This is a genomic window from Deltaproteobacteria bacterium (assembly GCA_021737785.1).
Classification (GTDB): Bacteria; Desulfobacterota; DSM-4660; order Desulfatiglandales; family Desulfatiglandaceae; genus AUK324.
In genome coordinates, this window is sequence record JAIPDI010000026.1 from 54,290 (window position 1) to 77,126 (window position 22,837).

At 55.5% G+C, this 22,837-nt stretch carries 21 protein-coding genes; 8 read left to right on the forward strand and 13 right to left on the reverse strand.

Features of this window, described 5'->3' with window-relative positions:
• Positions 1-5: 5 nt before the first annotated feature.
• The 8 genes from K9N21_13890 (at position 6) to K9N21_13925 (ending at position 9,637) form a co-directional block, all read left to right on the forward strand.
• Positions 6-959, forward strand: a complete 954-nt coding sequence (locus tag K9N21_13890; protein MCF8145003.1) for a hypothetical protein — start codon at positions 6-8, stop codon at positions 957-959.
• A 103-nt stretch (positions 960-1,062) separates the two neighbouring features.
• The gene (gene fabF, locus K9N21_13895) at positions 1,063-2,307 is read left to right on the forward strand and encodes a beta-ketoacyl-ACP synthase II (protein MCF8145004.1); all 1,245 of its coding nucleotides are present in this window, start codon (positions 1,063-1,065) and stop codon (positions 2,305-2,307) included.
• 12 nt (positions 2,308-2,319) lie between these two features.
• Positions 2,320-2,568, forward strand: coding sequence for an acyl carrier protein (gene acpP / locus K9N21_13900; GenBank protein MCF8145005.1), 249 nt, complete (start codon positions 2,320-2,322; stop codon positions 2,566-2,568).
• Between the two features lie 186 nt (positions 2,569-2,754).
• Complete coding sequence (locus K9N21_13905) at positions 2,755-4,299, forward strand: hypothetical protein (protein ID MCF8145006.1); 1,545 nt, start codon at positions 2,755-2,757, stop codon at positions 4,297-4,299.
• A gap of 126 nt (positions 4,300-4,425) precedes the next feature.
• Positions 4,426-6,033: an NAD(P)/FAD-dependent oxidoreductase gene (locus K9N21_13910; protein MCF8145007.1), complete on the forward strand. Its 1,608-nt coding sequence runs from the start codon at positions 4,426-4,428 to the stop codon at positions 6,031-6,033.
• Between the two features lie 35 nt (positions 6,034-6,068).
• Positions 6,069-7,448: a DUF2029 domain-containing protein gene (locus tag K9N21_13915; protein MCF8145008.1), complete on the forward strand. Its 1,380-nt coding sequence runs from the start codon at positions 6,069-6,071 to the stop codon at positions 7,446-7,448.
• The gene (locus K9N21_13920) at positions 7,441-8,484 is read left to right on the forward strand and encodes a glycosyltransferase family 4 protein (GenBank protein MCF8145009.1); all 1,044 of its coding nucleotides are present in this window, start codon (positions 7,441-7,443) and stop codon (positions 8,482-8,484) included. The genes K9N21_13915 and K9N21_13920 overlap by 8 nt, the downstream gene beginning before the upstream one ends.
• Positions 8,465-9,637 carry a glycosyltransferase family 4 protein gene (locus K9N21_13925; protein ID MCF8145010.1) on the forward strand — a complete coding sequence of 391 codons (1,173 nt, stop codon included), beginning with the start codon at positions 8,465-8,467 and terminating at the stop codon, positions 9,635-9,637. Before K9N21_13920 ends, K9N21_13925 begins: the two co-directional genes overlap by 20 nt.
• Before the next feature lie 80 nt (positions 9,638-9,717).
• On the opposite strand, the gene K9N21_13930 is transcribed toward K9N21_13925, so the two are convergent.
• The 13 genes from K9N21_13930 to lpxB form a co-directional block, all read right to left on the reverse strand.
• Entirely contained in the window at positions 9,718-11,457 is a 1,740-nt protein-coding gene (locus K9N21_13930) for an ABC transporter ATP-binding protein/permease (protein MCF8145011.1), read from the reverse strand.
• 9 nt (positions 11,458-11,466) lie between these two features.
• The gene (locus K9N21_13935; protein ID MCF8145012.1) at positions 11,467-12,753 is read right to left on the reverse strand and encodes a hypothetical protein; all 1,287 of its coding nucleotides are present in this window, start codon (positions 12,751-12,753) and stop codon (positions 11,467-11,469) included.
• The gene (locus tag K9N21_13940) at positions 12,746-13,210 is read right to left on the reverse strand and encodes a beta-hydroxyacyl-ACP dehydratase (protein ID MCF8145013.1); all 465 of its coding nucleotides are present in this window, start codon (positions 13,208-13,210) and stop codon (positions 12,746-12,748) included. The genes K9N21_13935 and K9N21_13940 overlap by 8 nt, the downstream gene beginning before the upstream one ends.
• 17 nt (positions 13,211-13,227) lie before the next feature.
• A complete protein-coding gene (gene acpS / locus K9N21_13945; protein ID MCF8145014.1) occupies positions 13,228-13,614 on the reverse strand; it encodes a holo-ACP synthase in 387 nt (128 codons plus the stop codon).
• Positions 13,614-14,360, reverse strand: coding sequence for an SDR family oxidoreductase (locus K9N21_13950; GenBank protein ID MCF8145015.1), 747 nt, complete (start codon positions 14,358-14,360; stop codon positions 13,614-13,616). The genes acpS and K9N21_13950 overlap by 1 nt, the downstream gene beginning before the upstream one ends.
• Before the next feature lie 30 nt (positions 14,361-14,390).
• Positions 14,391-15,665: a beta-ketoacyl-[acyl-carrier-protein] synthase family protein gene (locus K9N21_13955; protein MCF8145016.1), complete on the reverse strand. Its 1,275-nt coding sequence runs from the start codon at positions 15,663-15,665 to the stop codon at positions 14,391-14,393.
• A 7-nt stretch (positions 15,666-15,672) separates the two neighbouring features.
• Positions 15,673-16,128 carry a hypothetical protein gene (locus tag K9N21_13960; GenBank protein ID MCF8145017.1) on the reverse strand — a complete coding sequence of 152 codons (456 nt, stop codon included), beginning with the start codon at positions 16,126-16,128 and terminating at the stop codon, positions 15,673-15,675.
• A 104-nt stretch (positions 16,129-16,232) separates the two neighbouring features.
• Positions 16,233-17,507: a hypothetical protein gene (locus K9N21_13965; GenBank protein ID MCF8145018.1), complete on the reverse strand. Its 1,275-nt coding sequence runs from the start codon at positions 17,505-17,507 to the stop codon at positions 16,233-16,235.
• A 60-nt stretch (positions 17,508-17,567) separates the two neighbouring features.
• Positions 17,568-18,812, reverse strand: a complete 1,245-nt coding sequence (locus tag K9N21_13970; GenBank protein ID MCF8145019.1) for a beta-ketoacyl-[acyl-carrier-protein] synthase family protein — start codon at positions 18,810-18,812, stop codon at positions 17,568-17,570.
• Positions 18,813-18,871: 59 nt separating this feature from the next.
• A complete protein-coding gene (locus K9N21_13975) occupies positions 18,872-19,435 on the reverse strand; it encodes a hypothetical protein (protein ID MCF8145020.1) in 564 nt (187 codons plus the stop codon).
• Between the two features lie 21 nt (positions 19,436-19,456).
• A complete protein-coding gene (locus tag K9N21_13980) occupies positions 19,457-20,233 on the reverse strand; it encodes an SDR family oxidoreductase (protein MCF8145021.1) in 777 nt (258 codons plus the stop codon).
• A 193-nt stretch (positions 20,234-20,426) separates the two neighbouring features.
• Entirely contained in the window at positions 20,427-21,455 is a 1,029-nt protein-coding gene (lpxD, locus tag K9N21_13985; GenBank protein MCF8145022.1) for a UDP-3-O-(3-hydroxymyristoyl)glucosamine N-acyltransferase, read from the reverse strand.
• Positions 21,452-22,648 carry a lipid-A-disaccharide synthase gene (lpxB, locus tag K9N21_13990; GenBank protein MCF8145023.1) on the reverse strand — a complete coding sequence of 399 codons (1,197 nt, stop codon included), beginning with the start codon at positions 22,646-22,648 and terminating at the stop codon, positions 21,452-21,454. Before lpxB ends, lpxD begins: the two co-directional genes overlap by 4 nt.
• Positions 22,649-22,837: the final 189 nt, after the last annotated feature.

The following is a 22,837-nucleotide window of genomic DNA, read 5'->3' on the forward strand; positions in this document are numbered from 1 at the left end:
TCTCCTTGAATCGACATAGGGCTTCTCTTCTAAGGCGGATGGGTTTTGTTTTGGAAGCAACGGTTGTCATTCCCCTTGGAAACCTGGCCGCTCTCCTGCCCTGGAAAACGGGAAGAACGTTGGCCTCCATGATAGGCTTATTCATATTCCGGCTGAACACAAGCGGCAGGAAGCATGCCCATGTAAACCTGGATATCATCTATGGAGAAAACGCATTATCCGAAAAGGAGAAGGACCACATCATAAAACGTCTTTTTATGAATATCGCTTCAAGCCTGTTTGAATACATGAAGCTTAAAAGCATAACCGATTCAAATTATTTAAACTTTGTCTATATCCAAAATGGAGAGGCTTGCGACCGGGCGCTTGAGGAGGGGAAAGGGGTTCTGGCCATCAGCGCCCATATGGGGAACTGGGAAATTCTCGGCAGCGTCGGCGCCATATTGTGGAAAAACATCGCTGCGGTCATAAACCGTCAGTTGAATCCATACACGGATAAGTGGTTGAGAAAAGTGAGAGAAAATAGGGGGAGAATCAAATGCCTTTATCATGATGCCAGGGGGCTGAACTACCGGATCGGATTTCATCTGAAACAGAATGGGACCATAGGGCTCCTGGCGGATCAAAGGGATCTTTCCTGCACTCTCATCGTCCCTTTTTTTGGCATGCCCTCTCTAACGGCCGATGGTGCTGCCAAGCTTCACCTCCTGTATGGTTCACCCATAGTGATCTGTTTCGCAGTGAAACAAACCGATGGAAAATACCTCCTCACTTATGACGGGCCGCATCATTTTGATAGGAGCGGCAACCTGAAAAAAGATTGCGAAGTCATTATGACCTGGGTCAACTCCAAATATGAAGAAATGATCAGGAAGCACCCGGACCAGTGGTTTTCCCTGTTGACCCCGAGATGGGAACGAAATCGGCCAGAGGACTTCAAGAACCGATTGTGGAGATAATGGCCTTGATCATTTCAAAAGTTTTCTATAGAACGGATCTACTCCATCGGTACTATTTCCATGCTGGGGCTGCCTGTTCGGCGCGGGTGTGAGGAAAGGCGAGATGACAACAAGGCGGGTCGTTATTACAGGGCTGGGCGTGGTTGCGGCCAATGGAATCGGCGTCTCCCACTTCTGGGAATCCAATATCTCCGGTCGGCCCGGAATCAACAGAATCACCTCTTTTGACGCCTCCCACTACCCGTCACAGGTGGCTGCTGAAGTGAGCGGCTTTGATCCGTTGCTGTACATGCCCGACAAAGTGGCGAAGAGAGTGGACCGATTCGTTCATTTCGGACTGGCCGCAGCAAAAATGGCCCTGGATGACAGCGGATTGAATCTCGGATCAGAGGATCCGGAACGGATCGGTGTGATTATCGGTTCCGGTCTCGGCGGTGTTCTTTTCCATGAGGCCCAGATTATGGAGGCCTATGAAAAGGTATCCCATCGCTTCAACCCTCTCTGTGTCCCACGGATTACACCCAATGCCGTTGCAGCCCACATTGCCATTCAATATGGATTGCTGGGGCCTAACTTCGTCATTTCAACGGCCTGTGCATCGGGAAATCATGGAATTGGCGAGGCCCATCGAAAGATCCAGCACGGGGAAGCGGATGTGGTTGTCGCCGGGGGTGCGGAGGCGCCCCTCACAGAGTTCACTTTCGGGGCTTATTGTGCCTTGCGCGGCGTCTTATCCAAAAAGAACGACCCGCCTCATGAGGCCAGCAGGCCTTTTGACAGGGATCGGGACGGTTTTGTCATGGGGGAGGGGGGGGCCGTTCTGATCCTGGAAGAACTGGGTCATGCGCTCAAAAGGGGCGCTCACATCTATGCTGAAATCGTGGGGTATGGTCTCACCAGCGGCGCCTATCACATTGCCATGCCCGAACCCGCGGGAGAAGACGCGGCCAGGACCATCATGCTGGCGCTGTCGGAAGCCCATGCTCCGCCCGAGGAAGTTGACTATATCAATGCCCACGGCACCGGGACCACGGCCAATGATTGGGCCGAGACAAAGGGCATCAAGCGGGCATTCGGAGATTTTGCCTACAGGATCCCCGTTTCTTCCACCAAGTCCATGATCGGCCACAGCATCGGGGCTGCCGGGGCCATTGAAGGGGTGGTCTCCTGCCTGGCCATCGCGCATCAGATGATTCCGCCCACCATTAACCTCACCCATCCTGATCCGGAATGCGACCTGGATTATGTGCCCAACAAGGCAAGGGACGCGAAGATCGACCTTGTCCTGAGCAATTCCTTTGGATTCGGCAGCGTCAATGCCTGTCTGCTTTTCAAAAAATTTGACTGAGAAATGAAACCCATGGATATAAAAGAGATTGAAGAAAAGGTCATGGAGGTCCTGGCGGACAGGGCCTCCATGGACGTGAAACAGGTTACGCTCCAATCAAGGCTGGTGGATGATCTGGGGCTGGACTCTCTGGACGCGGTGGAAATTGTGTTTCAATTCGAGGAGAACTACGGCATTGACATCCCGGACGATCAGATCCGTGAATTCAAGACTGCCCAGGATATCGTGACCTACCTCTCCCTCACGCTTGCGGCGGGCTAACATGACGGGGTGGATATTCCTTTCCCGGTTCCTACTCACTGAACCGCGATGACATCAACTGCCAGACTTTCTCATACGTTCCCGGACTTTGAACCGGCCTATTTCCAGGCACCGATGCGCTGGATCACCCGTTGGATTCCGGGCGTCATTGGCCGAGATCCTTCCCGGGCGGAGGGCGGATGGGGAGTGAATGGCTGGATATGGGCCGTGGCCGTCGCCGGCCTCATAACAGCCAAGTTCTGGTATTTGACTCGAACCTACATGTTTATGGATCCGGCCCAGTATCTCTACGCAGCCGAATTATGGTGGGACGGCGGATCGCTCTACCGGGATTTTGTAGATACCAATCCACCCTTCGTCATCTTCTTCAGTTTGCCGCCTGTGCTCCTTTCAAGACTGACCTCCATGGCCGTTGATACGGCCCTTTGGATTTACTCTCTATCCTGGATCGTTCTCTCCCTGGCGATCCTTCGTGTTTTGCTGAATAGGGTGTGGTCAGTGGATTCTGCCCGGATTGTGCATATGTTCTGGTTCATTATGGCCCTGGTCATGCTGTCTCCCTCGGACGATGTCTTCGGACAGAGGGAGCATATGTCCCTGATCCTCCTCCTCCCCTATCTGACGGCAGCGGCGCTTCACGAACAGGGCCAACCTCTCGGCCGTGGGTCTGCCGTATGGATCGGAATACTGGCCTCATGGGGAGTCCTGCTCAAGCCGTACCTGGCCGTCGTCCCCTGCGGTGTGGAAATCTATCTGGCTGTTGCACGTCGGGACTGGAAGAGCCTGTTTCGGCCGGAAAGCCTGACGATCGCCGCTTCCATAGCGGTCTACCTGGCCGTCGTGGTTCTGTACACACCGGACTACTTCCGCTATGCCGGCTATGCCGCGGAAACCCTATGGGCCTATAATTGGAAGGGAAATATGCCGGTTCGGGCACTTGAGAAGGCCATGCCTCTGGTCTTAGCGGCCGTGGCGGTCCTCATGCTTGGGGAACGGCGCGATGCGGCATTCTTGCGCCTCCTCTGGCTGGCGGCCCTCCTTTTCTATGTCCCGGTCGTGGTCTACGGCAAGTACTGGTGCCATCATCTATTTCCCCACACGACGCTTTGCTGGCTGATCTTGGGGATCGTCCTCCTCCGTCTGTGCGTAGGCTGCCGGCTTCCCTGGCAGTACTGGACCTTGCTTCCGGGGTTGGTCCTTATCGGAATCTGGGGGCTCGTCTCGCAGGAGATCAATCTGGCGAAGGGCAGAAATTTTGAGCATGTCAGGAACGAAAAGTTGATCCCCATCATTCAAAATGAAGCCGCGGGTCAGGTAATCTACTGCCTCACCGCGCACCTTGGCGGCTGTTTTCCGCTGGTGAACTACACCGAAACAAAACTGGGCGGCCGGTTTGCTTTCCTGTGGCCGGTCCCAGGCTATTTCTTACAGCGCTGGACCTCGTTGCCCCCGGCCGAACAATACCTTTCGCCGGAGGTTTTGGCTGCCGACAATCCCAATGAACGGCAGGTCTTGCGGGAGGTGGTTGCGGATCTTATTCGTCATAAACCCTTGCTTATCCTGGTCCAAACGAATCGGTTCAAGGTCGGTGAGACATGGGTCCTGTTCGACCCACTGGAATACGTGGCACAAGATGAACAATTCGTGAACTTTTTTAGAGAATACCGCCTCTGGCGAAGAGTACTGGTGAGACAGAATCAGACCGACATTTATCGTCGGGAGAACCCGTGAGAAGGCGGTTTCCCTTCTACACGGTGTGCATGGGCTTATACTTGGTGAAATCGGCAGTTTGTTTCCCTGAACTAACAGGCGCGCCATTATCAAAAAGGCGGTGTACACACTATGCCGAAAGACGACATGGATAGACCCACAGCCTTGATCATCGGCGCCGGCCCCGCCGGCCTGACCGCGGCAGCCGAATTGCTGGCGAGGACGGATATCCACCCCATTGTGGTCGAGATGAGCGGGGATATCGGTGGGATTTCCAAGACCGTCAATTTTAAGGGCAACCGGATCGACCTGGGGGGACACCGCTTCTTCTCCAAGTCGGACCGGGTGATGGCCTGGTGGCGGGAGGTTTTCGCCGTCCAGGGCGCTCCTTCCTGGGACGACCGTGTCCTGGGCCGCCGGATGCCCCTCTCGCGGCTTCCCCAGGCGCCGGACCCTGATCGGACCGATGAGGTGTTGCTGATCCGGCGTCGGTTTTCCAGGATTTACCATCTTGGAAAGTTCTTTGCCTACCCTGTCTCCTTGAGCCTCGACACCATCATGAACCTCGGCATGCGGCGCATGATCTCCGTGGGCCTGAGTTACGCATGGAGACAACTGCGCCCGATCCGGCCTGAAACAAGCCTGGAGGATTTTTTCATCAACCGGTTCGGTAGATCCCTGTATGAGACATTCTTTGAGCACTACACGGAGAAGGTGTGGGGCATCCCCTGCGACCGGATCAAGCCCGAATGGGGGGCCCAGCGGGTCAAAGAGCTTTCCATCCGCAGGGCCGTCTGGCATGCGCTCAAGAAAACGGTCTCGCCGGATCGCTCCATAGCCCAGAAGGACACTGACACCTCCCTCATCGAGCAGTTCTACTACCCTAAATACGGTCCTGGCCAGCTCTGGAGCGCTGTGGCGGATCGCGTGCGCCGCAATGGGGGAGAGATTCGGATGAACTGCCGGGTGGCGGGTCTTGAATTCGACGGGAAACGCCTCTATTCTGCCGAGGTCCAGGAAGCTGACGGTTCCCGGCAAAAAGTGTCGGCCGACTGGTTCTTTTCCTCGATGCCGGTCAAGGACCTGATGGCCGCCTTCGGGCAACGGGCGCCGGAGCCGGCCGCCGGGATCGCTGCGGATCTCAGCTACCGGGATTTTATCACGGTGGGTCTATTACTGAGAAGACTGAAGGTAACCAACCGAACCTCCTATCCGACGATCAACAATATTGTCCCTGACAACTGGATTTACGTTCAGGAGCGAGATGTCAGGCTGGGTCGGATTCAGATCTTCAACAACTGGAGCCCCTATATGGTCAGGGACCGTGACACCGTGTGGGTTGGCCTCGAGTATTTTGCCAACGAAGGCGACGCCTTATGGAGTCTGAGCGACCGGGACCTGATTACCCTGGCCGGGCGGGAGCTGGCCGTCATCGGTCTGGCCGACAAGGCCGATATGCTGGACGGAACCGTTATTCGTATGCCCAAGGCGTATCCGGGCTATTTCGGAAGCTACGACCGTTTCCAGACAGTGCGCGATTTTCTAGACAACATCGACAACCTCTGGCTGATCGGCCGCAACGGCATGCACCGCTACAACAACATGGACCATTCCATGCTCACCGCCATGACCGCGGTCGATAACATCATCAACGGAGTCACGTCCAAGGAAAACCTTTGGCAAGTGAACGCCGAAACGGACTATCATGAGGAAAAAAGACGGGAGATTCATTCTTCCGATGGAACTATTGAATAGGGATGGTGTCGGTCAGAGTCTGAATCAGGCATTTTATGAAAATGCAAAATACAGAGAGAGAGCGGCTGTGGGAGCGGCTGGAGAAGTGGAAATGGATCCCAATTGCCATCGGCGCCGGGTGGTTTCTATGGGAATGGGTGACGATTCTGGTTGGGGTGCGCGGCGACTTCCCCAACCACTGGGAGCTTGGCCGCAGGATCGTTTCCGGAGAGTATATCTACGCGCACAACCTGAACTTCGTCTATCCTCCTTTCTGGGCCATGGCCCATGCCCCCCTGGTGATATTCGGTTCTCCCAAAGTGGCCCAACTGGTGGCATATCCCTTCATTGTTCTCTGGCTGGTCATCCTTTTTCAATCACTGATCCGACTCACCCGGCAACAGATGCCTCTTTCAGGCAAAGCGCTTTTCTGGGTGGTCACCGCGGCATTGGCTCTGGCCGGGCAGTTTGTCACGCGGGACCTGCCCGAGGCAGGGGTCAATACCATGCTGGTGGCGCTCTCGTGGCTGGCGGTGGCGCTATGGTCGGATCGGCGTGACATTGCGGCGGGGATCTTGCTGGGTTTTGCCACTGCGCTCAAATGCACGCCGCTTTTGTTCATCGCCTATTTTGCCCTCAAAAGGGAGTGGCGGGTCACCCTCTATGCTTTAGCAGCCTTGGCGGTTTTCAGTCTATCCCCCATCATCCTCATGGGACCGCAGGGATATCACGAGGCCGCAAGCAGTTGGGTCAGGGGGGTCATCCATGGCGTGTCGGACCCGGATCCTTCTCGAGGGGTCCTGGGAGAAGAAAAGGTCATCAATATTGCCTTGCGACCGGCCCTTGCCCGCTATCTCATGCATCTCCCCTACGGTCACCTGGGCCGGCCGGAAACATCGGATGTTCCTGGAAAGGCTCACCAACCCCCGAGCCGGTATTATGTGGATTTCCTGAATCTCAAACCCGCGGTCGCAGGGATGGTCGTCAAAGGCATGATGCTCGTGATGGTCCTGGCCATCGCGTGGGGGTTCAGGCGACGTCCTTTTTCCCGGGATGATCCCACCGTCGTCTGGGAGTGCGCCGTGGTTTCATTGCTGATCCTGCTCATTTCGCCCATCACCTGGAAACAGCACTGCGTGGGCGTTTTACCTGCGCTCTATCTGGTCTGCGGCAGAATGGCCATAGACCCGAAGATCCCCCGCTGGATATGGCCGGCGATGGGCCTCTATACGATCCTGGCGGTGCTTATGAACAGGGAATTCCTGGGTAGGGATCTGATGTATTTGCTCGACAGTTACAAGGTCAAAACCGCAGCAATCCTGCTCCTGACAGGGCTTATGTTCTCCTGGCGTCCCAGTGCCCCGTCGCAACGGCAGCAAGGAATCGCCGCTATCCATAATCATCCGCTCAAAGCGGAAACAAATATTCATGAATAGGGATGTGTCGAAAAAAATAGCTGTCCTTGTTGAAGGCATGGATCATGTCTGCTACCGTTACCGGCTTCAGGCGTTCGAGCCCTATTTGAAATCCAGGGGATGGACTGTGGAAGCCTATCCGATTCCGCGCGGGATTACCTCTGCCTTAAGGGTATTAGGGAGGGTCCGGGATGCAGATGTGGTATTCCTTCAAAGAAAGGCACCCGGTCGCCTTTACCTGGAGTTGCTCCGAAGAAATGCCAAAAGGCTGGTCTTTGATTTTGACGACGCGGTGTTTAGGAGGGATTCATTCGCTCGAAAAGGCACGGGCCTGGAAAAGAAGCGTTTCAAGGGCATTGTAGGCGCATCCGACACCGTCATCGCAGGCAATGACTTCCTTGCCCAGTGCGCCCGGTATTTTTCGGAGCCGCATCATGTTGTAATGATCCCGACCTGTATCGAGACCAGGGCCTATGAAAGGGATCTGGTCGCCGAAGGCCGGACTTCACCGTGTGACGCCATGGTCCTGACCTGGATCGGTAGTTCAAGCACCCTCCCTCTGCTGACAGGCCGAGCAGACATACTCAACCGGATCGGTCGGGAGTTCTCCCAAATACGTTTAAAAGTTATTTGTGATGCTTTTCCATCATTTGAGCATATGCCGGTTCAACCGGTTCCCTGGTCGACTGAGACTGAAATCCCCGAGTTGGCTTCTTCCCACGTGGGCATCAGCTGGCTTCCGGAAGACGAGTGGGGAAAGGGGAAATGCGGACTCAAGGTCTTGCAGTATATGGCCGCGGGTTTGCCCGTGGTGGCCAATCCGTTCGGCGTCCACCTTCAGATGATTGAACATGGCAAAAGCGGCTTTCTGGCGGACACTCCGGAAGACTGGATTCGCGCCGTCAGGACCCTGCACGATGATCCGGCCCTGGCAAAACAGATGGGCGCGCGGGGAAAGGAGATGGTCCGTGCACGATACAGCGTGTCCGGTTGGGCGACCAAATTGCATAATGTATTGATTGACTTATGGAATGGCGATGCTGGCAATTGTCTGTGACCGATGGGACATGGAAGGGGGCGGGGCCGAACACTACCTTGCGGACCTGGTTTCATTTGCATCCCTGGCAGGCATAGAAATCCGTGTCTACCCATCCCAGGTCCGTGGACAACAGCCCCCGGAAGAGATCCATAACATTCCTCACACGGGTTGGCCCGGTGTTCTAAGCGATCGGCAATACTGTAAAAAGGTTGGGATAGAAATTGCCGGCATGGCGGGACCGACGGTCCTGGCCCTTCGGCCCTTTTCGAGGGCAACCCATTATCAACTCCACAGTGGACTCTATGCCGCTGCGTTTGAGGCCGAAAGAGAGTCGTTGCCTTCTCCTCTCCGCAGGCTTTTTTACCCCGCGGCGAACCGCCTGAATCTTAAACGGCAAAGGCTCCTGCGACTTCAGGAAAGGCTGCTGGATACCCCTGAAACGCCATACGTCATGGCCTTCTCTCATTTTACAGCCCTTGACTTGCAGCGTCGCTGCAATACCCCTTTAGAAAAGATCACTATTCTTCCTCACGGTGTGAATCTGGCACGATTTCTTCCCAGCGCAACAAAGCGACATGGAACAATGAAAAACGGATCCAACGGGGAAAGGGAACCCGCCCTTCTTTTTGTCGCGCACAATTTCTTTCTGAAGGGTCTGCATTGTCTTCTGAAGGCCATCGGCCGCATTCGAAAATCCGGAGTTAAGATCCCATTGCGGGTGGTGGGTTCGGGTTCCAGAGCCTATTTTCAGAAGCTGGCCACGAGGCATGGAATCGCTTCCCAGGTTGCGTTTCTGGGTTCCATATCTCAGGAGGAGCTTGTTCATCTGTACCGGAAAAGTGCGGCCCTTGTTCATCCCACCTTTTATGATCCCTGTTCGCTCGTTACCCTGGAGGCCCTGGCCTCGGGCTGCCCCGTGGTGACCACCCGGAGAAATGGCGCAGCCGAGCTTTTTGAGTCTGGCGGAGAGGGATTCATTCTGGACGATCCAAGGGATACGGATGCATTGGCGGACGTGTTGCTGACGCTCCGGGATCCCCGTATCGTGGACGAAATGAGCCAGGCTGCATCGGATCTTGCGCCGCACCTGGATATAAGAAGGCACATGGTGGAAGCGATCAGGTGGCTGAGACTATCCCCACGGCATGCTGCCATAGTCCCACCACGTTAAAGAGCGGTAAGGTTCTCGCCATTTGCTATTCGCATCGATCTTGAGTTCAAAATGTTGAGGTTGACGAACACACTTCGGATTCAGGACACGGCGTAGGCGTACAGTCTCTGGAAAAGGCCATCCTCCTTGAGCAGATTTCGACGGGTATCGTTCTGGACGATGCGACCGTTGTCAAGGACGATAATCCGATCCACGTTCCGGATGGTGGACATACGGTGTGCGACGATGATGGTGGTTCGACCCAGCCAGAGCGTCCGCAGGGAATCCCTGATCAAATGCTCCGATTCCGGATCAAGGGCAGAGGTGGGTTCATCCAGAATCAGGAGCCTCGGATTCAGCAGGAAGGCCCTTGCAATGGCAATCCGCTGACGTTGTCCCACAGACAGCCTCCCGCCGTACGGACCGATGGGGGTGTCATATCCGTTGGGAAGTTTCAGGGCAAATTGATCCACATAGGCGGCCCTGGCCGCAGCCCTGATCTCGTCTTGGGTGGCGTTCATCTTTCCAAAGGAGAGGTTTTCTCTTAATGTGGCGTCGAACAAAACAGGCTCCTGCGGTACGAGTCCGATCTGCCTTCGCAGGCTGTCAATCCGATGCCGGTGAATATCGCGGCCATCTATCAGAATGGTCCCGGATATGGGATCCAGAAAGCGCAGGAGCATGTTGACGAGGGTAGTCTTCCCGGCGCCGCTGGGGCCGACGATCGCAACGGTTTCCCCAGGCCGAATCTCAAAGCTGATATCCTCCATGCGAAACCCCTTCGGGCCGTAGTAAAAGAGAATATCCTTAACCAGGATAAGGCCCTTTATCGTGGGAAGCGACGGAAGTTTCTCTTCATGGACGGATTCCTTGGGCAGATGGAGGATGTCATCAAAACGATCCATCACTGCAAAAACCTTGCTTATCAATCCAAAAGATGCGGACGTCCTCGATATGGGTGTAAATATCAGGAGAAGGCAGGTAATGAAAGCCGTCAGATCTGCAATGGGAAAGGACTCATGAAAAACCATCCACGAACAGACAAGGATCAGGATGCCGATGGTGATAAAGGTCTGGCACGAAACAATGGCCGGATTGATGGCCCTAAGGCGGTCCTGCTGGTTATGGGTCTTCAGCGTCTCATCATTTAACCGATGAAACCTCTCCTTGACGAACTCTTCCCGGCCATAGCATTTTATCTCGCGCAATCCCCGAATCGATTCTTCCACCATATTGTTGACCGATGCCAGCTTTCCCTGGGCAATACGTGACGTTGATCTGATCCTGCGGACAAAATAGTTGGTGGCCCATGCCGTGGGAGAAACCAAAAGGATCGCCACCACGCTGAGCGTGAACGAATACCACAGCATCAGAATACCCAGACCCAGGACCATCATGCCATTGGCAATCAGGCTGAACACCCCCTCTCGAATCCCATCTCCGAACACTCTGACATCGTTGGAAATCCTGGAGATGAGATCACCTGCTCGATGTTTCGGCATGACGCTCAAAGGCATGTTGATGATATGTTGAAACAGCCGTGCTCGAACCGCGGCCTCCATGGCATTGCCCAGGCAGAGTTTTCTGGATTCTCTTTGGAATTCAAGGAAGAGGATGGTCATAAAAAGGAAAAATCCCAACATGAGATGCTTAACCAACAAGAAGAAATCATTTTTCAGGATGATTTCATTTACAAGGATCTTTGCCCAGAGCGGCACAAGCATCATGATCGCCGAAGACAGCCCCATCAGCAGCAGGACCAGAATGAATTGACGACGATTGTGGTGCAGAATACCCTTGAGGGTCTCCACGTGCTTTGATTTCAGCCTGAAGGTGGACATGGAATCGGATTACACCTCCACCAGAGCAGATGCGGCCTGCCCCCCCATGCCGCAGGAGACCGACAAGAAGCGATTCCTGTCGCATGGAAGATGGGTGTCTGAAATCCGCAGATGTGAAAAGCCTTCTTCGGTCATCCTGAAGTTCAGCGTCGCCGGCGCCATCCCTTGCCGTATGCCTTGAATCCCCAGGACCATCTCTGCGATATCGCTGGCCGCTCCCATGTGCCCGGTATACGGTTTCATGGCAGTGACGGGGACCCGGGATACGTGGCTTCCCAGAAGCGTTTGTATGGATTCGAGTTCGGAGCGATCCCCCATTCGTGTGGCATTTCCGTGAGGGGAGATGAATCCCAGATCGGAGGCATCGACATTGGCGTTTTCCAATGTCGCGGCCATGCAGCGAAGGCTGACCCTCTTGGAAACACCAAGGCTGTGGGCCCTGTCAAATTCGATGCAGTTGCCCACCCCCCTGATCCGGGCATGGATGAAGGCCCCACGCTTTCTGGCAGACCCTTCGGATTCAAGCAGCAGCGCCGCACCACCCTCGCCCGGGATAAATCCGTTCCTTCGCCTGTCCAGGGGACGGAAGGATTCGGCCCCTTCCCGACAGTGGGAAAGGAGGCCTATGCCCTCCAGTTCATAGATCGGGATTTCGGTGATCCAGTTGCCGCATCCCACTGCCAGTGCCATATCGGCCTGGTCCTGGCGGATCATGCGACGGGCGGACTCCACGGCATGGAGGCCGCAAGGAGACAGACTGGCCAGACAGGCATTCGGGCCTTTCAGTTCAAACTGCGCGGACAGAAAGCTGAAGAGGTTGTTGTGCAGCGACTCCAGCAGGTAAAAAGGGTTCACCTGGTGAAGGGAGGCCTCATTCAACCTTCTGCTGTCCACCTCCCGGAACTCCCCGTTCGTCCCTTGCATAACCGCTGGGAACAGAAACTCGTACCCTGTCTTGGTGTAATCTCCTGAGCCGATAACCAGCGCCCTGCGCTCGGGCCGAACCTGGGATACATCGGCCCGGGAAGACTTCATGGCCTCATGGGCCGCCAGGAACCCCAGAAGAGACCCGCGATTCAAGAACTTTGCCTGATTCTGAATTTCTCGGGTGATCCCCTCAGGCACTCCGTACTCCTTTGCCCTTCCAACACAGTTACATGAGTCGGACTGAGCTGCTCTGGGGTAACGACCGATCCCGGTCTGTTTCTGTTCAAGGTTGTGCCAGTTTTCGAATACATTTCTGCCCAAAGACGTCACCAGGCCCATTCCCGTTATGACAATGTGCGGGTTATCCATTTGGATCAACCCCGCGGTCTCGGGTCAGGATCTGAAAAAAGTGCCGGGCGCTGACAGGATCATGAAGCGTGGACAAGGGATAAAGAATACCTTTAAACTCCGCGTGAATCAGTTTTTTCCCGTTGCCGGACCCTATCCCTTTATAACCCCTGACGTTCGAATCCGTTGAAGGCAAAGATGTCACTTCCAGGCTTACCTGATCACCGGGCCGGGCAAAGCCGTAGTAACGGCACCTCCCGACACTACTGAGGAGAACCCAGCTGTTGAACCCGCTGGATTGGGCCTCGAGCCAGCCTGCCAACTGGACCAGGGCCTCAATAAGCAATGCGCCCGGCATAACCGGGTTGTCGGGGAAGTGAAACGACAGGAAGTCCTCGCTCATGGCAATATTTTTGATGCCCCGGATCAGCGTATGGTGTTGCACTTCGGTAATCTGGTCAATAAGCAGATATCGCATACCCTTCCTTGTACACCTCACGAACCCAGCAGGATGACGGTTGCCACACTGTATTGTGAGGCATGGGAAATTGAAACCGTTTGCTGATCCACGTTTCGCTTCCGGCAGATTTTTGCCATCCATCCGTACAAGGTTAGATGGGGCTTTCCCGATGGGCTCAAGGCCACCTCTATTTCTTGAAACGCATAATCGATGCCGCCAGCCAGAAATCCTTTGCCCAGGGCCTTGGCGCACGCCTCCTTGGCCGCAAACCGACCTGCAAAGCGTGCGTAGGGCTCCCTGAAAGACCGGCAGTAATCCCGCTCCCGGTCGGTGAAGACGTCGGGTTCAAAAGAGGGATTCTTTTCCATGATCCTTTTGATTTTTGAAATATCTACAATGTCTACGCCCTGGTGGAGTCGCATCAGGAAATACTCATCCCCCCGTCTACGGCAATGGCCTGTCCCGTGATGTAGTCGGATCTGTCAGAGGCCAGAAAGACCACCAGGTCTGCCACATCCGAGGTCTCGCCAAATCTTGATGCCGGAATTTTCTTGAGGATTTCCTCGCCCGCCCGTTTCCTCACCCGATCACTCATCTGTGTCATGATAAGGCCCGGCAATACGGCGTTGACCTGAATGTTTTTCCCGGCCAGTTCCACGGCACATGCGCGGGTAAACGCGATCAATCCCCCTTTGGCCGCGGCATAACTGGTTTGTCCCCTTCCGCCCCGGATGCCGCTGGTGGAGGCTATGTTAATGATCTTTCCCCGGTGCTGAGGGAGCATCAATTCAACCGCCCTCCGGGTTGCCAGAAAGGCCCCTTTGAGGTTCACGTCCTGCACCATATCCCATTCCGCAGCCTTCGTGGTCAACAACAACTTGCTCATAATAATACCAGCATTGTTCACCAGGATATCCAACCTGCCAAAAGTCTCCTGGATGAAATCAAAAAGAAGCTGGATTTCCATTGAGTTGGCGATATCTGCGCGAAACGCCTCTGCTCGGCATCCACTATCGCGGATGCCTGTTTTCAGCCGGTCGGCTTCATCTTCGGATCGGTGGAAATTGATAATAATCGTCGCCCCTGCCCGTGCGAGTCGCAGGCAGCATTCCCGGCCGATACCTCGCGCTCCTCCAGTTACCAGGGCGATCCTTCCGTTCAAATCCAGATTCATGACGGTTTCCGTACTGACCATGATTCAGTTGAATTTTTTTACCGCAATGGTTGCATTCTGTCCACCAAAGCCGAAGGAGTTGGAGAGCGCGGCCCGAACAACCTTTTTGCGTCTGATGTTGGGAACATAGTCCAGGTCGCATTTCGGATCCGGATGGCGAAGTTTGCGGGTCGGGTGGATCTCATTGTGATGGACCGTCAACACGGTATATATGCATTCAGGCCCCCCCGCGGCCGCCATCAGATGCCCGATCATGGATTTGCTTGAACTGATGCTCAAGCCTGCTGCCTTGTCCCTGAAAGCCGCCTTAATGGCCAGGGTTTCGCATATGTCATTTTCCCGTGTTCCCGTGCCGTGCGCATTGATATAATCAACATCACCCGTCTCCAGGCCGGCGTCCCTCAGCGCGCACAACATGGCACGGGCAGCGCCCATGCCGCGGGGATCCGGCGCAGTAAGCCTGAACGCATCCAGGGTTGACCCATATCCGACCATCTCCGCGTAGATCCGGGCGCCCCTCTCCTGGGCATGGGAAAGGGCTTCGAGCACGAGGTACCCCGCGCCCTCCCCCACCACCAGGCCATTCCGTTTTCGATCAAAGGGACGACACGCGGTCTTGACGCTCCCATAAGCAACAGAAGCCGCGGAGAGGAGCACAAAATACATCAGCCCGACCGGATCGACCATGGAATCCGTTCCTCCCGCGACCATTACATCCGCATCTCCTCGTCTTACGGCCCTAAAGGCCAGCCCGATGGCCTGGGTAGCCGAGGCACAGGCGGACATGATCACAACGTTGGGACCCCGAATGCCAAACTCCTCTGAAACAGAAGCCGTGATCCCAATCTGCTCCATATGGCCCGGAGCGCCAAGGCCCCCAACATTATGTTCCCCTTTAACGCGGACCGGGTCCAGACGGCCCTGGCTGTTCACATGCCTGGCAATTTCCGGCAGCGATATGGTGGGTATCCCCTCAGCGGAGAACAGGCCCCATCGGTTTCGATTTCCCGCGACGCTGAGCAAATCCGCATCCTTGAGCGCCGACCTGACGGCCCAACGGGCAAAGAGGGACTTCCTTGCAGTGCCCACACGGGTCTTTACGGCAAACGCCATCTCCATCCTTTTCAGGTCTTCCGGATCTATCCGGCCCGCGGCCTGAATAGGAGATGACCGACTCTGAGGGAGGGTCAAGGGCCTGATTCCTGAAACCCCGTTCAGCAGTCTCCGCCAGTTTTCCTCTACATCAATCCCAAGGGCGGTTGCCAGCCCGAGGCCTGTCACAACGACTCTCTCATCCATGAAAACGTCATGCCACCACCGGGGCGATTCCGGACCCGGCGATCAGGTTGAACTGGTTTATAAGCGGCAGGGGGTCGGAAACGGGAAAATGACGATAGATCATCCGGTCCGCCCGCGCAATAATTTCTCCATCCACATGGATCTCCGCCTGTCCCAGGGAATCGGTGCTGGTGGTTGACAGCATGCGGGACTGTACGCGTGCCTCAAAACCAGGCGCCATGGTCTGCGACGCCTCAACATCCTCCAGAAGGGTGATAATTGGCATGAACTGAAAGTCATGCGAATAGTTGATGAGCCATCCCAGGGACTGGGCCATGGTCTCAATCAAGATGGTTCCCGGCACAAGGGGTCTCTTTTCAAAATGTCCGTTCAGGAATTCCTCGGAAAGGGAAAAGACCTTGATCCCCTCCATGAACTCGCCCTTGGTGATTTTGACGATCCGGTCGCAGAATAAGAAACGCATGCCAATCATTCCTCGGGTTTGAAATCGATCATCGCAACGCTGTCACGATGGCCGCATATCCAACTGCCTCAACCCTTCGGAGACAGGATGAAACAGAATTCGCCTTATCGGCAGGCGCTGATGACCAGTGACGCACTTTGTCCTTGATGCCCCCGGGTATTGATCAGGACATGCTCGGGTGATTTCACCTGGGCCTTTTCACAAATCAGGTTTAGGGGAGGGGGATATTCCGAGCGACCCACGGGCAGCGTTGGTGGGATTGTACCCTTTTGGATCACATGGACACCCAGTATCGCATCTACCACTGGCGATGCCGCGACCAGATCTCCCAGCGCGCCTTTTGAGGCGTATGCAACGATGCGTCTGCCTGCATCTGAGAAAAGCCTGCGAATCGCATCGTTCTCATTTCTGTCTCCTGGAGTGCCGTCTCCATGGGCTATAATCAGATCGACCGAGGTCGGGTTAATCCCTGCATCGGTCACTGCCTTTTCCATGGCCCTTTGAACGGCCCCGGAGGTAGGCCAGGGCCTTTCTCCTTGCCGTTCAACCGCCGACCCGAAGCCCGACACCTCGGCCAGAAACGGCACGCCCCTCTTTTCGGCGCCGACACGGGATTCCAGAACCATCACCCCGCACCCTTCTCCCAAGACAGGCCCCGTTCCTTCGTCGCATGAAGAGATACACGCCTTTTGCATCAGCGGTGGATCTGTTGACAGCAAATCCGACGAGGAGTTGCGGGTAAGACTCAATGGCGATATTTTTTCACTCACGCCCCCTGCCAGGGCAGCGGCCGCTTTTCCTTCCCTGATGGCGTGCATGCCTTCCGCAACGGCCCGGGCGCCGGCATCCCCATAAGGTGCAAATACGGCATTTTCGCCTTTGATACCGAAGGTTATCCCCAATTGACACAACGTCATGTTGTTTAGGATGGAGAGTGGCCAGAGCGGGTGGATCTCCCGGTATCCGGAGCTGAAAAACGCATCATGATTGAACCATCCGTCACGGTCCAGACAGACACGAATCGCCGGAAGAAGCTCCTCGAATTCATAATCCAGATGTCCCATCCCTACAAAGAGGCCCACAGAACTGTCGCCAACGGCACATGGGTCCAGATCGCCGTTCACAAGGGCTTCCCTTGCGGCCTTCATGAGCATGAGGCCCTGAAGTCGCATCACCCGTGCATCCCTGGGGTGAATGACCACATCCGAGGGGTCCATATGGCGAATCTGTGCGGCCATTCGATACCCAAAGGTTTGCGGATCAAGGCCCGAAACAGACCGGATGCCCGTGTTCCCCGCTGACAGGGCGCTGTAGGTTTCAGCGGCGGTAGCCCCCAGGGACGTTACCATCCCTACGCCTGTGACAACGACCTTTTCCACAAAAAGCTTCCTTTCGAGTTCCTCCTCCTGGCCCGATCAGCCGGGCCAGGGAAAAGACGATCAGGACATCTTTTGGATACAGAGGCACCCGTTCTGCCCCCCGAAGCCGAAGGAATTTGAGATAGCCACGGAATGCTCCCTGTGGACGGCCTGGTTGGGCACAACCCATAGATCGCACTTGGGGTCGGGATGGGTCTGGTTGATCGTGGGGAGTATCAGGGAACGGTGCATTCCCATGAGCGTCAGGATCAATTCAATGGGTCCGGCCGAGGCAATGCAATGCCCCAGCATGGATTTGTTGGAACTGACAGGCATCTCCTTTGCCCTCGGGCCAAACACCATCTTGATGGCTTTGCTTTCGCTGATATCGTTTTTGACGGTGGATGTCCCGTGGGCATTGACATACTGAATATCCTCGGGGGTCAGCCCTGCATCGGCAACGGCCTTTCGCATGGCCAGTATGGCGCCTTGGCCCCGGGGATCGGAATCCGTAATTCGATAGGCATCCGACGAACTCCCGTATCCAAGGATTTCTCCCAGAATGGGGGCGCCTCGCCGGCGGGCATGATCAAAATCCTCGAGGATCAGGGCCGCCGCCCCTTCAGACAGGACGAACCCGTTCCGTTTACGGTCAAAGGGACGCGATGCGGTCTGCGGCGTTTCATACCGGGTGGCCACGGCGCCCAATAGGATAAACCCCAGGAGCCCGATAAGATTGAGCGTTGACTCGCAACCCCCGGCCATCATGATATCGCAATCACCTTCCTGGATCATTCGGAACGCCTCGCCGACGGCCTGCGCGCCGGCCGCGCATGCAGACGTGCTGGAGAGATTCGGACCCCTGCAGTCAAAAAGCCGGGCAACGATTGCCGGGGTCATGTCCGGTTTTCTGCGATAGAAACGGAGAAGGTTATAGCCCCCTTCCCTTGCCAGGCCTTTCAGATCCCAACGACCCTTTCCGTCGTAAAATCGGTGGAGCCATACAACCTCTTCAAGGGAAGGATCTTCGCCGTAAGACCCGATGAAGACGCCGATTCGTTCACGCTGAGACACCTTGTGAAGCCCGGCGTGAAGGGCGGCTTCTCCTGCGGCAACGCTCATCAGCCGGATGCCCCTTGAGGCATACTTCAGCAGCCTTCTGTGGTTACCGAAGCCATCTTCCCGGATCCAGTCATCATTGACCTGCCCCGCAATCCGGCAGGGGAGGCCTGTTGCATCAAAGGCCGTGATATGGTCAATTCCGGAGTTTCCCCGGCAACAGCCTTCAAAGGTGTCAGCGGCATTTCGGCCCAGGGGGGTGATCATTCCGTGGCCGGTGATCGCAACCCTCCTTTTGAAGGGCGTTTTCCCATGTTCAAACGATATCAGAAGAGCCGCTCCTTTTCCTGAACCCCCTTTAACCAGTCAATGACCAGGTCGTCGCCGCTCTTATAGGACGCGGCCGCGCCGCAGGACCCGCAGAGGATATGGGTCCCGTCCTCGGTTTTCCACATCCCGTGGCCACAGGCGGGACAGGTTTCGGGCAGGCTGTCAAGGATATCCAAAACATTGTTGACCAGCGAATCCACTGTGACCAGGTGGACCACCTCATCCATGTCCATGCCGGGCATCAGAAAATCCGGGTCGCCGTCGAACCTCAGCCTCAACAACTTGACCGCCTCGGCGGTCAAGCACCCGTTCTCATCGATGGCCTTCCCTTCTCCGAACATCTCCTCAGCATGCTCCAGAACAAAATGGCGGGCCATTTTAAACCCGAATGTCTGTTCCAGGTGATAGCTGATGTCGAGGAAGTCCAGGGATTCCGCGCCAAGATCACGGGTTAATACGCTTGCCGCCAGAATAGACGCCTGATCTACGCCGAGGGCGCTTGAAATGGCGCTTTTCACTTCCTCATATACCCTGTCCCGTCCAATGATTTCCTGATTCACAAAACACCTCCAACTGAAAACTTATGGCCCAATGTGCCTCAAGAGGCCGTTGCTCAACCCTTTATCCACCACCAGGGTCTGGCCCACGATCCCCCTGCTTTCGTGCCCACACAGAAATATTACCACATCCGCGATCTCTTCAGCGGTTACAAACAACCCTTCAGGGAGACGATCGATCCCATCCCAGTACATCCTCAGGGTTTTGAAAGAATCGGTCCTGGCAATCCCCCCGCAAACCCCGTTTACGGAAATACCCTTTTCCCGCAAACTTTCCGAACAATCGCGAACCACGGACTCCATGGCCGCTTTCATGCTTCCAAGAGGATACGAAGGATTATGGAACCGACTGCCCAGACTGGAAATAAAGACAATTTTTCCTTTGGTTTTCTCGAGCAGGGAAATGGATTCCTGGATACAGAAGATATGTCCCAGATAATTGGTGTATACCAGGTCTCGCAGTTCCCGCTCAAACAGTCTTTCAAACGGCTTAAAGGGCGCCCTGGCGGCATTGAGGATCAAAAAATCAAGATGCCCAAAATGCGTTTCCGTGTCAATTATAGCCTTATGTACCGACTTCTTCTGGGAGATATCAAGGTTGAGCAATAGGGCCCGGCCGCCCCCCCCGCGGATTTCATTACAGAGCCTTTTTCCTTTGGCCTCCGAAGAACCACCTTCTTTTCTATGCGTGATAACGACGTCGGCACCAAGCGCGGAGAACGTTCTTGCAATGACACTTCCGATGCCCCGCGAGCTTCCTGTGATCAGGGCCACCTTTTCCTGAAAGGGATGTTCTCTCATGTTTGCGCGTTCAATCTTGACACCCCTTTGGAAAAGCGAAATCGCTTCGAGGGGTCAAGATTCTTGACTCCCGTCATATTGGGCTGGCCGGTCCAGGCAAAACGTAAGTGGTCACAGGGGGCCTTTCAGGGCCTCTCCTCCCGTTATCAGATGCGGCAAAGCATTAAAACGACAGCAGGCAAACCGTCTGATCCTATTGCTCACCTTCCATTTCACGCAAACGTTTTTCCAGCTCGCGCACCCGGCGGTGGATGTCCGGAAGCTCAGGAAGAAGATGGTATGCCCTCAGCGCCTTGATGACAGGGATTGCAGGATATCCGGCCCAACGCCCGGGACCGATATCGCGAACCACCCCGGATTGCGCCCCGACCATGGTTCCCGGTTTGAGTTCCACGTGGTCGCTGACGCCCACCTGTCCCGCCAGCACACAATGGGCGCCCATGCGAACGCTTCCCGATATTCCGGTCTGGCCAACGATAATGCAGTGCTGACCGATCTCGGAATTATGACCGATCTGGACCTGGTTGTCTATCTTGACGCCTGCAAGGATGCGGGTGGCCCCCAGGGTTGCCCGGTCAATGGTGCAATTGGCGCCGATCTCCACATCATCTCCGATCTCCACACGGCCCATCTGAGGGATTTTTTCCAGTTCCCCCGAGTCAAGGGGGAGATAGCCAAAACCGTCGGAGCCGATGACCGTACCCCCGTGTATGCGGACCCTTTTCCCGATGATCGTTCCCGGATAAACGGTCACGTTCGGAAAGATCTCGGTCCCCTCGCCGATGCGGCTCCCCTGGCCGACGCAGACGTTGGCATGGATCCGGCAGCCGTCATCAATGATGACGTCATCCTCTATTATCGCTCCTGGCCCAACGGAAATCCCAGAGCCCAAATCGGCCCTTGAAGAAACGACTGCGCGATCATGGATAAGGAACTTCCTGTCCGGTTCCGGGTAAAAAAGATGAAGGAGCCGGACAAACGCCTGTTTGGGTCGGGCCACCCGGATCATGTTTTCGGTCGTGCTGTCGGTTTCCATGGGCAGGACAAAGGCCGATGCCCGGCTTTCCCGGATTCGGGCCGCCGCCTTGGCATCAAATACAACGGCAATGTCTCCCGGGGCCGCTTCCTCCATCGGCATAATCCTGTTCACCCACAGCGCCGGGTCGCCAAAGAGCCGGCCTTCCAGGTATCCTGCGATGTCTGCCAGAGAGAAGCGCTTCATTGTCCTCGCCGCCTGCGCCTTTGGATGGCCCTTTCCAGAATCAGGCGAGCCGCTCTTTCAATGCCGCCCTTTTCCCCAAGCGCTGAACACACCGAAGCCAGCGCTTGTTTCATCCGATCCTGCCTTGCCGAATCCTGAAGAATGTCCCAGGCCTCGTTCGCAACCTCCGCTGGGACGACCTCTGATTGAATAAACTCCGGAACGATTTTTTTGCCGGCCAGGAGATTCGGAAGCCCCACGGTCTTGGATTCGATCAGGCCCGTCATTTCCAGTAGATCCACGGTGATCCAGGTTGAAAGGGAGACCTGATAGAGAATGATCATGGGCAACCCCATCAGGGCGGCCTCCAACGTAGCGGTTCCCGAACAGAGAATAACCATGTCGCAGGCGGGCATGGCGGTTCGGCTGTCATTGCTCAGATGGATACATCGGTTCAGTCCTGCCTTCCGAATCTGGTATTTGAGCCCCATCTCGAAGCAGGTATCGGCTATGGGGATAACAAATTCCGCATCGGAATCCCTGGACAGGATGTGACGGGCCACATCCAGGAGGACCGGGGTCATCCTTTCCAATTCATGCCGGCGACTCCCCGGAAGGAGCCCCACAACGCATCTTCCATTGCCAAGGCCCAGCGATTTTCTAGCCTCATCCCGCTGCGTCGGGTAAATGGTTTCTATCCGATCCCTGAGATAATGTCCAACAAAAGCGGTTTGGCCGCCTGCTTCATGGTAGGTCAATTCCTCCTTTTCAAACGACGTCAGTATCCAGTCGTAACTCCTGGCGATAATGGCGGCGATCCCTTTCCAGATCCATATCTGGGGTGGAAAATAGGATACCGTCAGGACTTTCTTTGTCCTGAGCCAGCGGCTCAACACCAGATTGAAGAAATCGTAACCGATGAGCACCGCCACGTCCGGCCTTGATTCCGCCACATATGAGCGGATGCGGTTGAAGCTTCTGAAAACATGAGGGATGGTAACCATCGGCTCACTGATGCCCACGGCACCCATATGATTGGTTTTGTAAAGGATGCTTACGCCCGCTTTCTCCATTCGCGTTCCGCCGATGCCCCAGATGGAAACACCCGGACAGACATCTTGAAGGGCACTTGTCAGACTGGCCCCTATCAAATCGCCGGAAACCTCGCCCGCGCTGAGAAAGATCTTAATGTTTCGGTCTGTTTTCGATGGCAAAGGACATCCCTTTTGTTATCCCTAAGGCGGTCTGACGGCCGCAACCAAACAGGTTTCACCCAAGTCCCAGAGGACGCCCGTGGGGGTCTCTGCCCAAGAGCTGCAATAAAATGCGGTCGTATCGGTCGGCGGCCGCCCCCGGGCTCCGAATAATGTTTACGGAAAGGCAGCAAGGACATACCGTCCCAT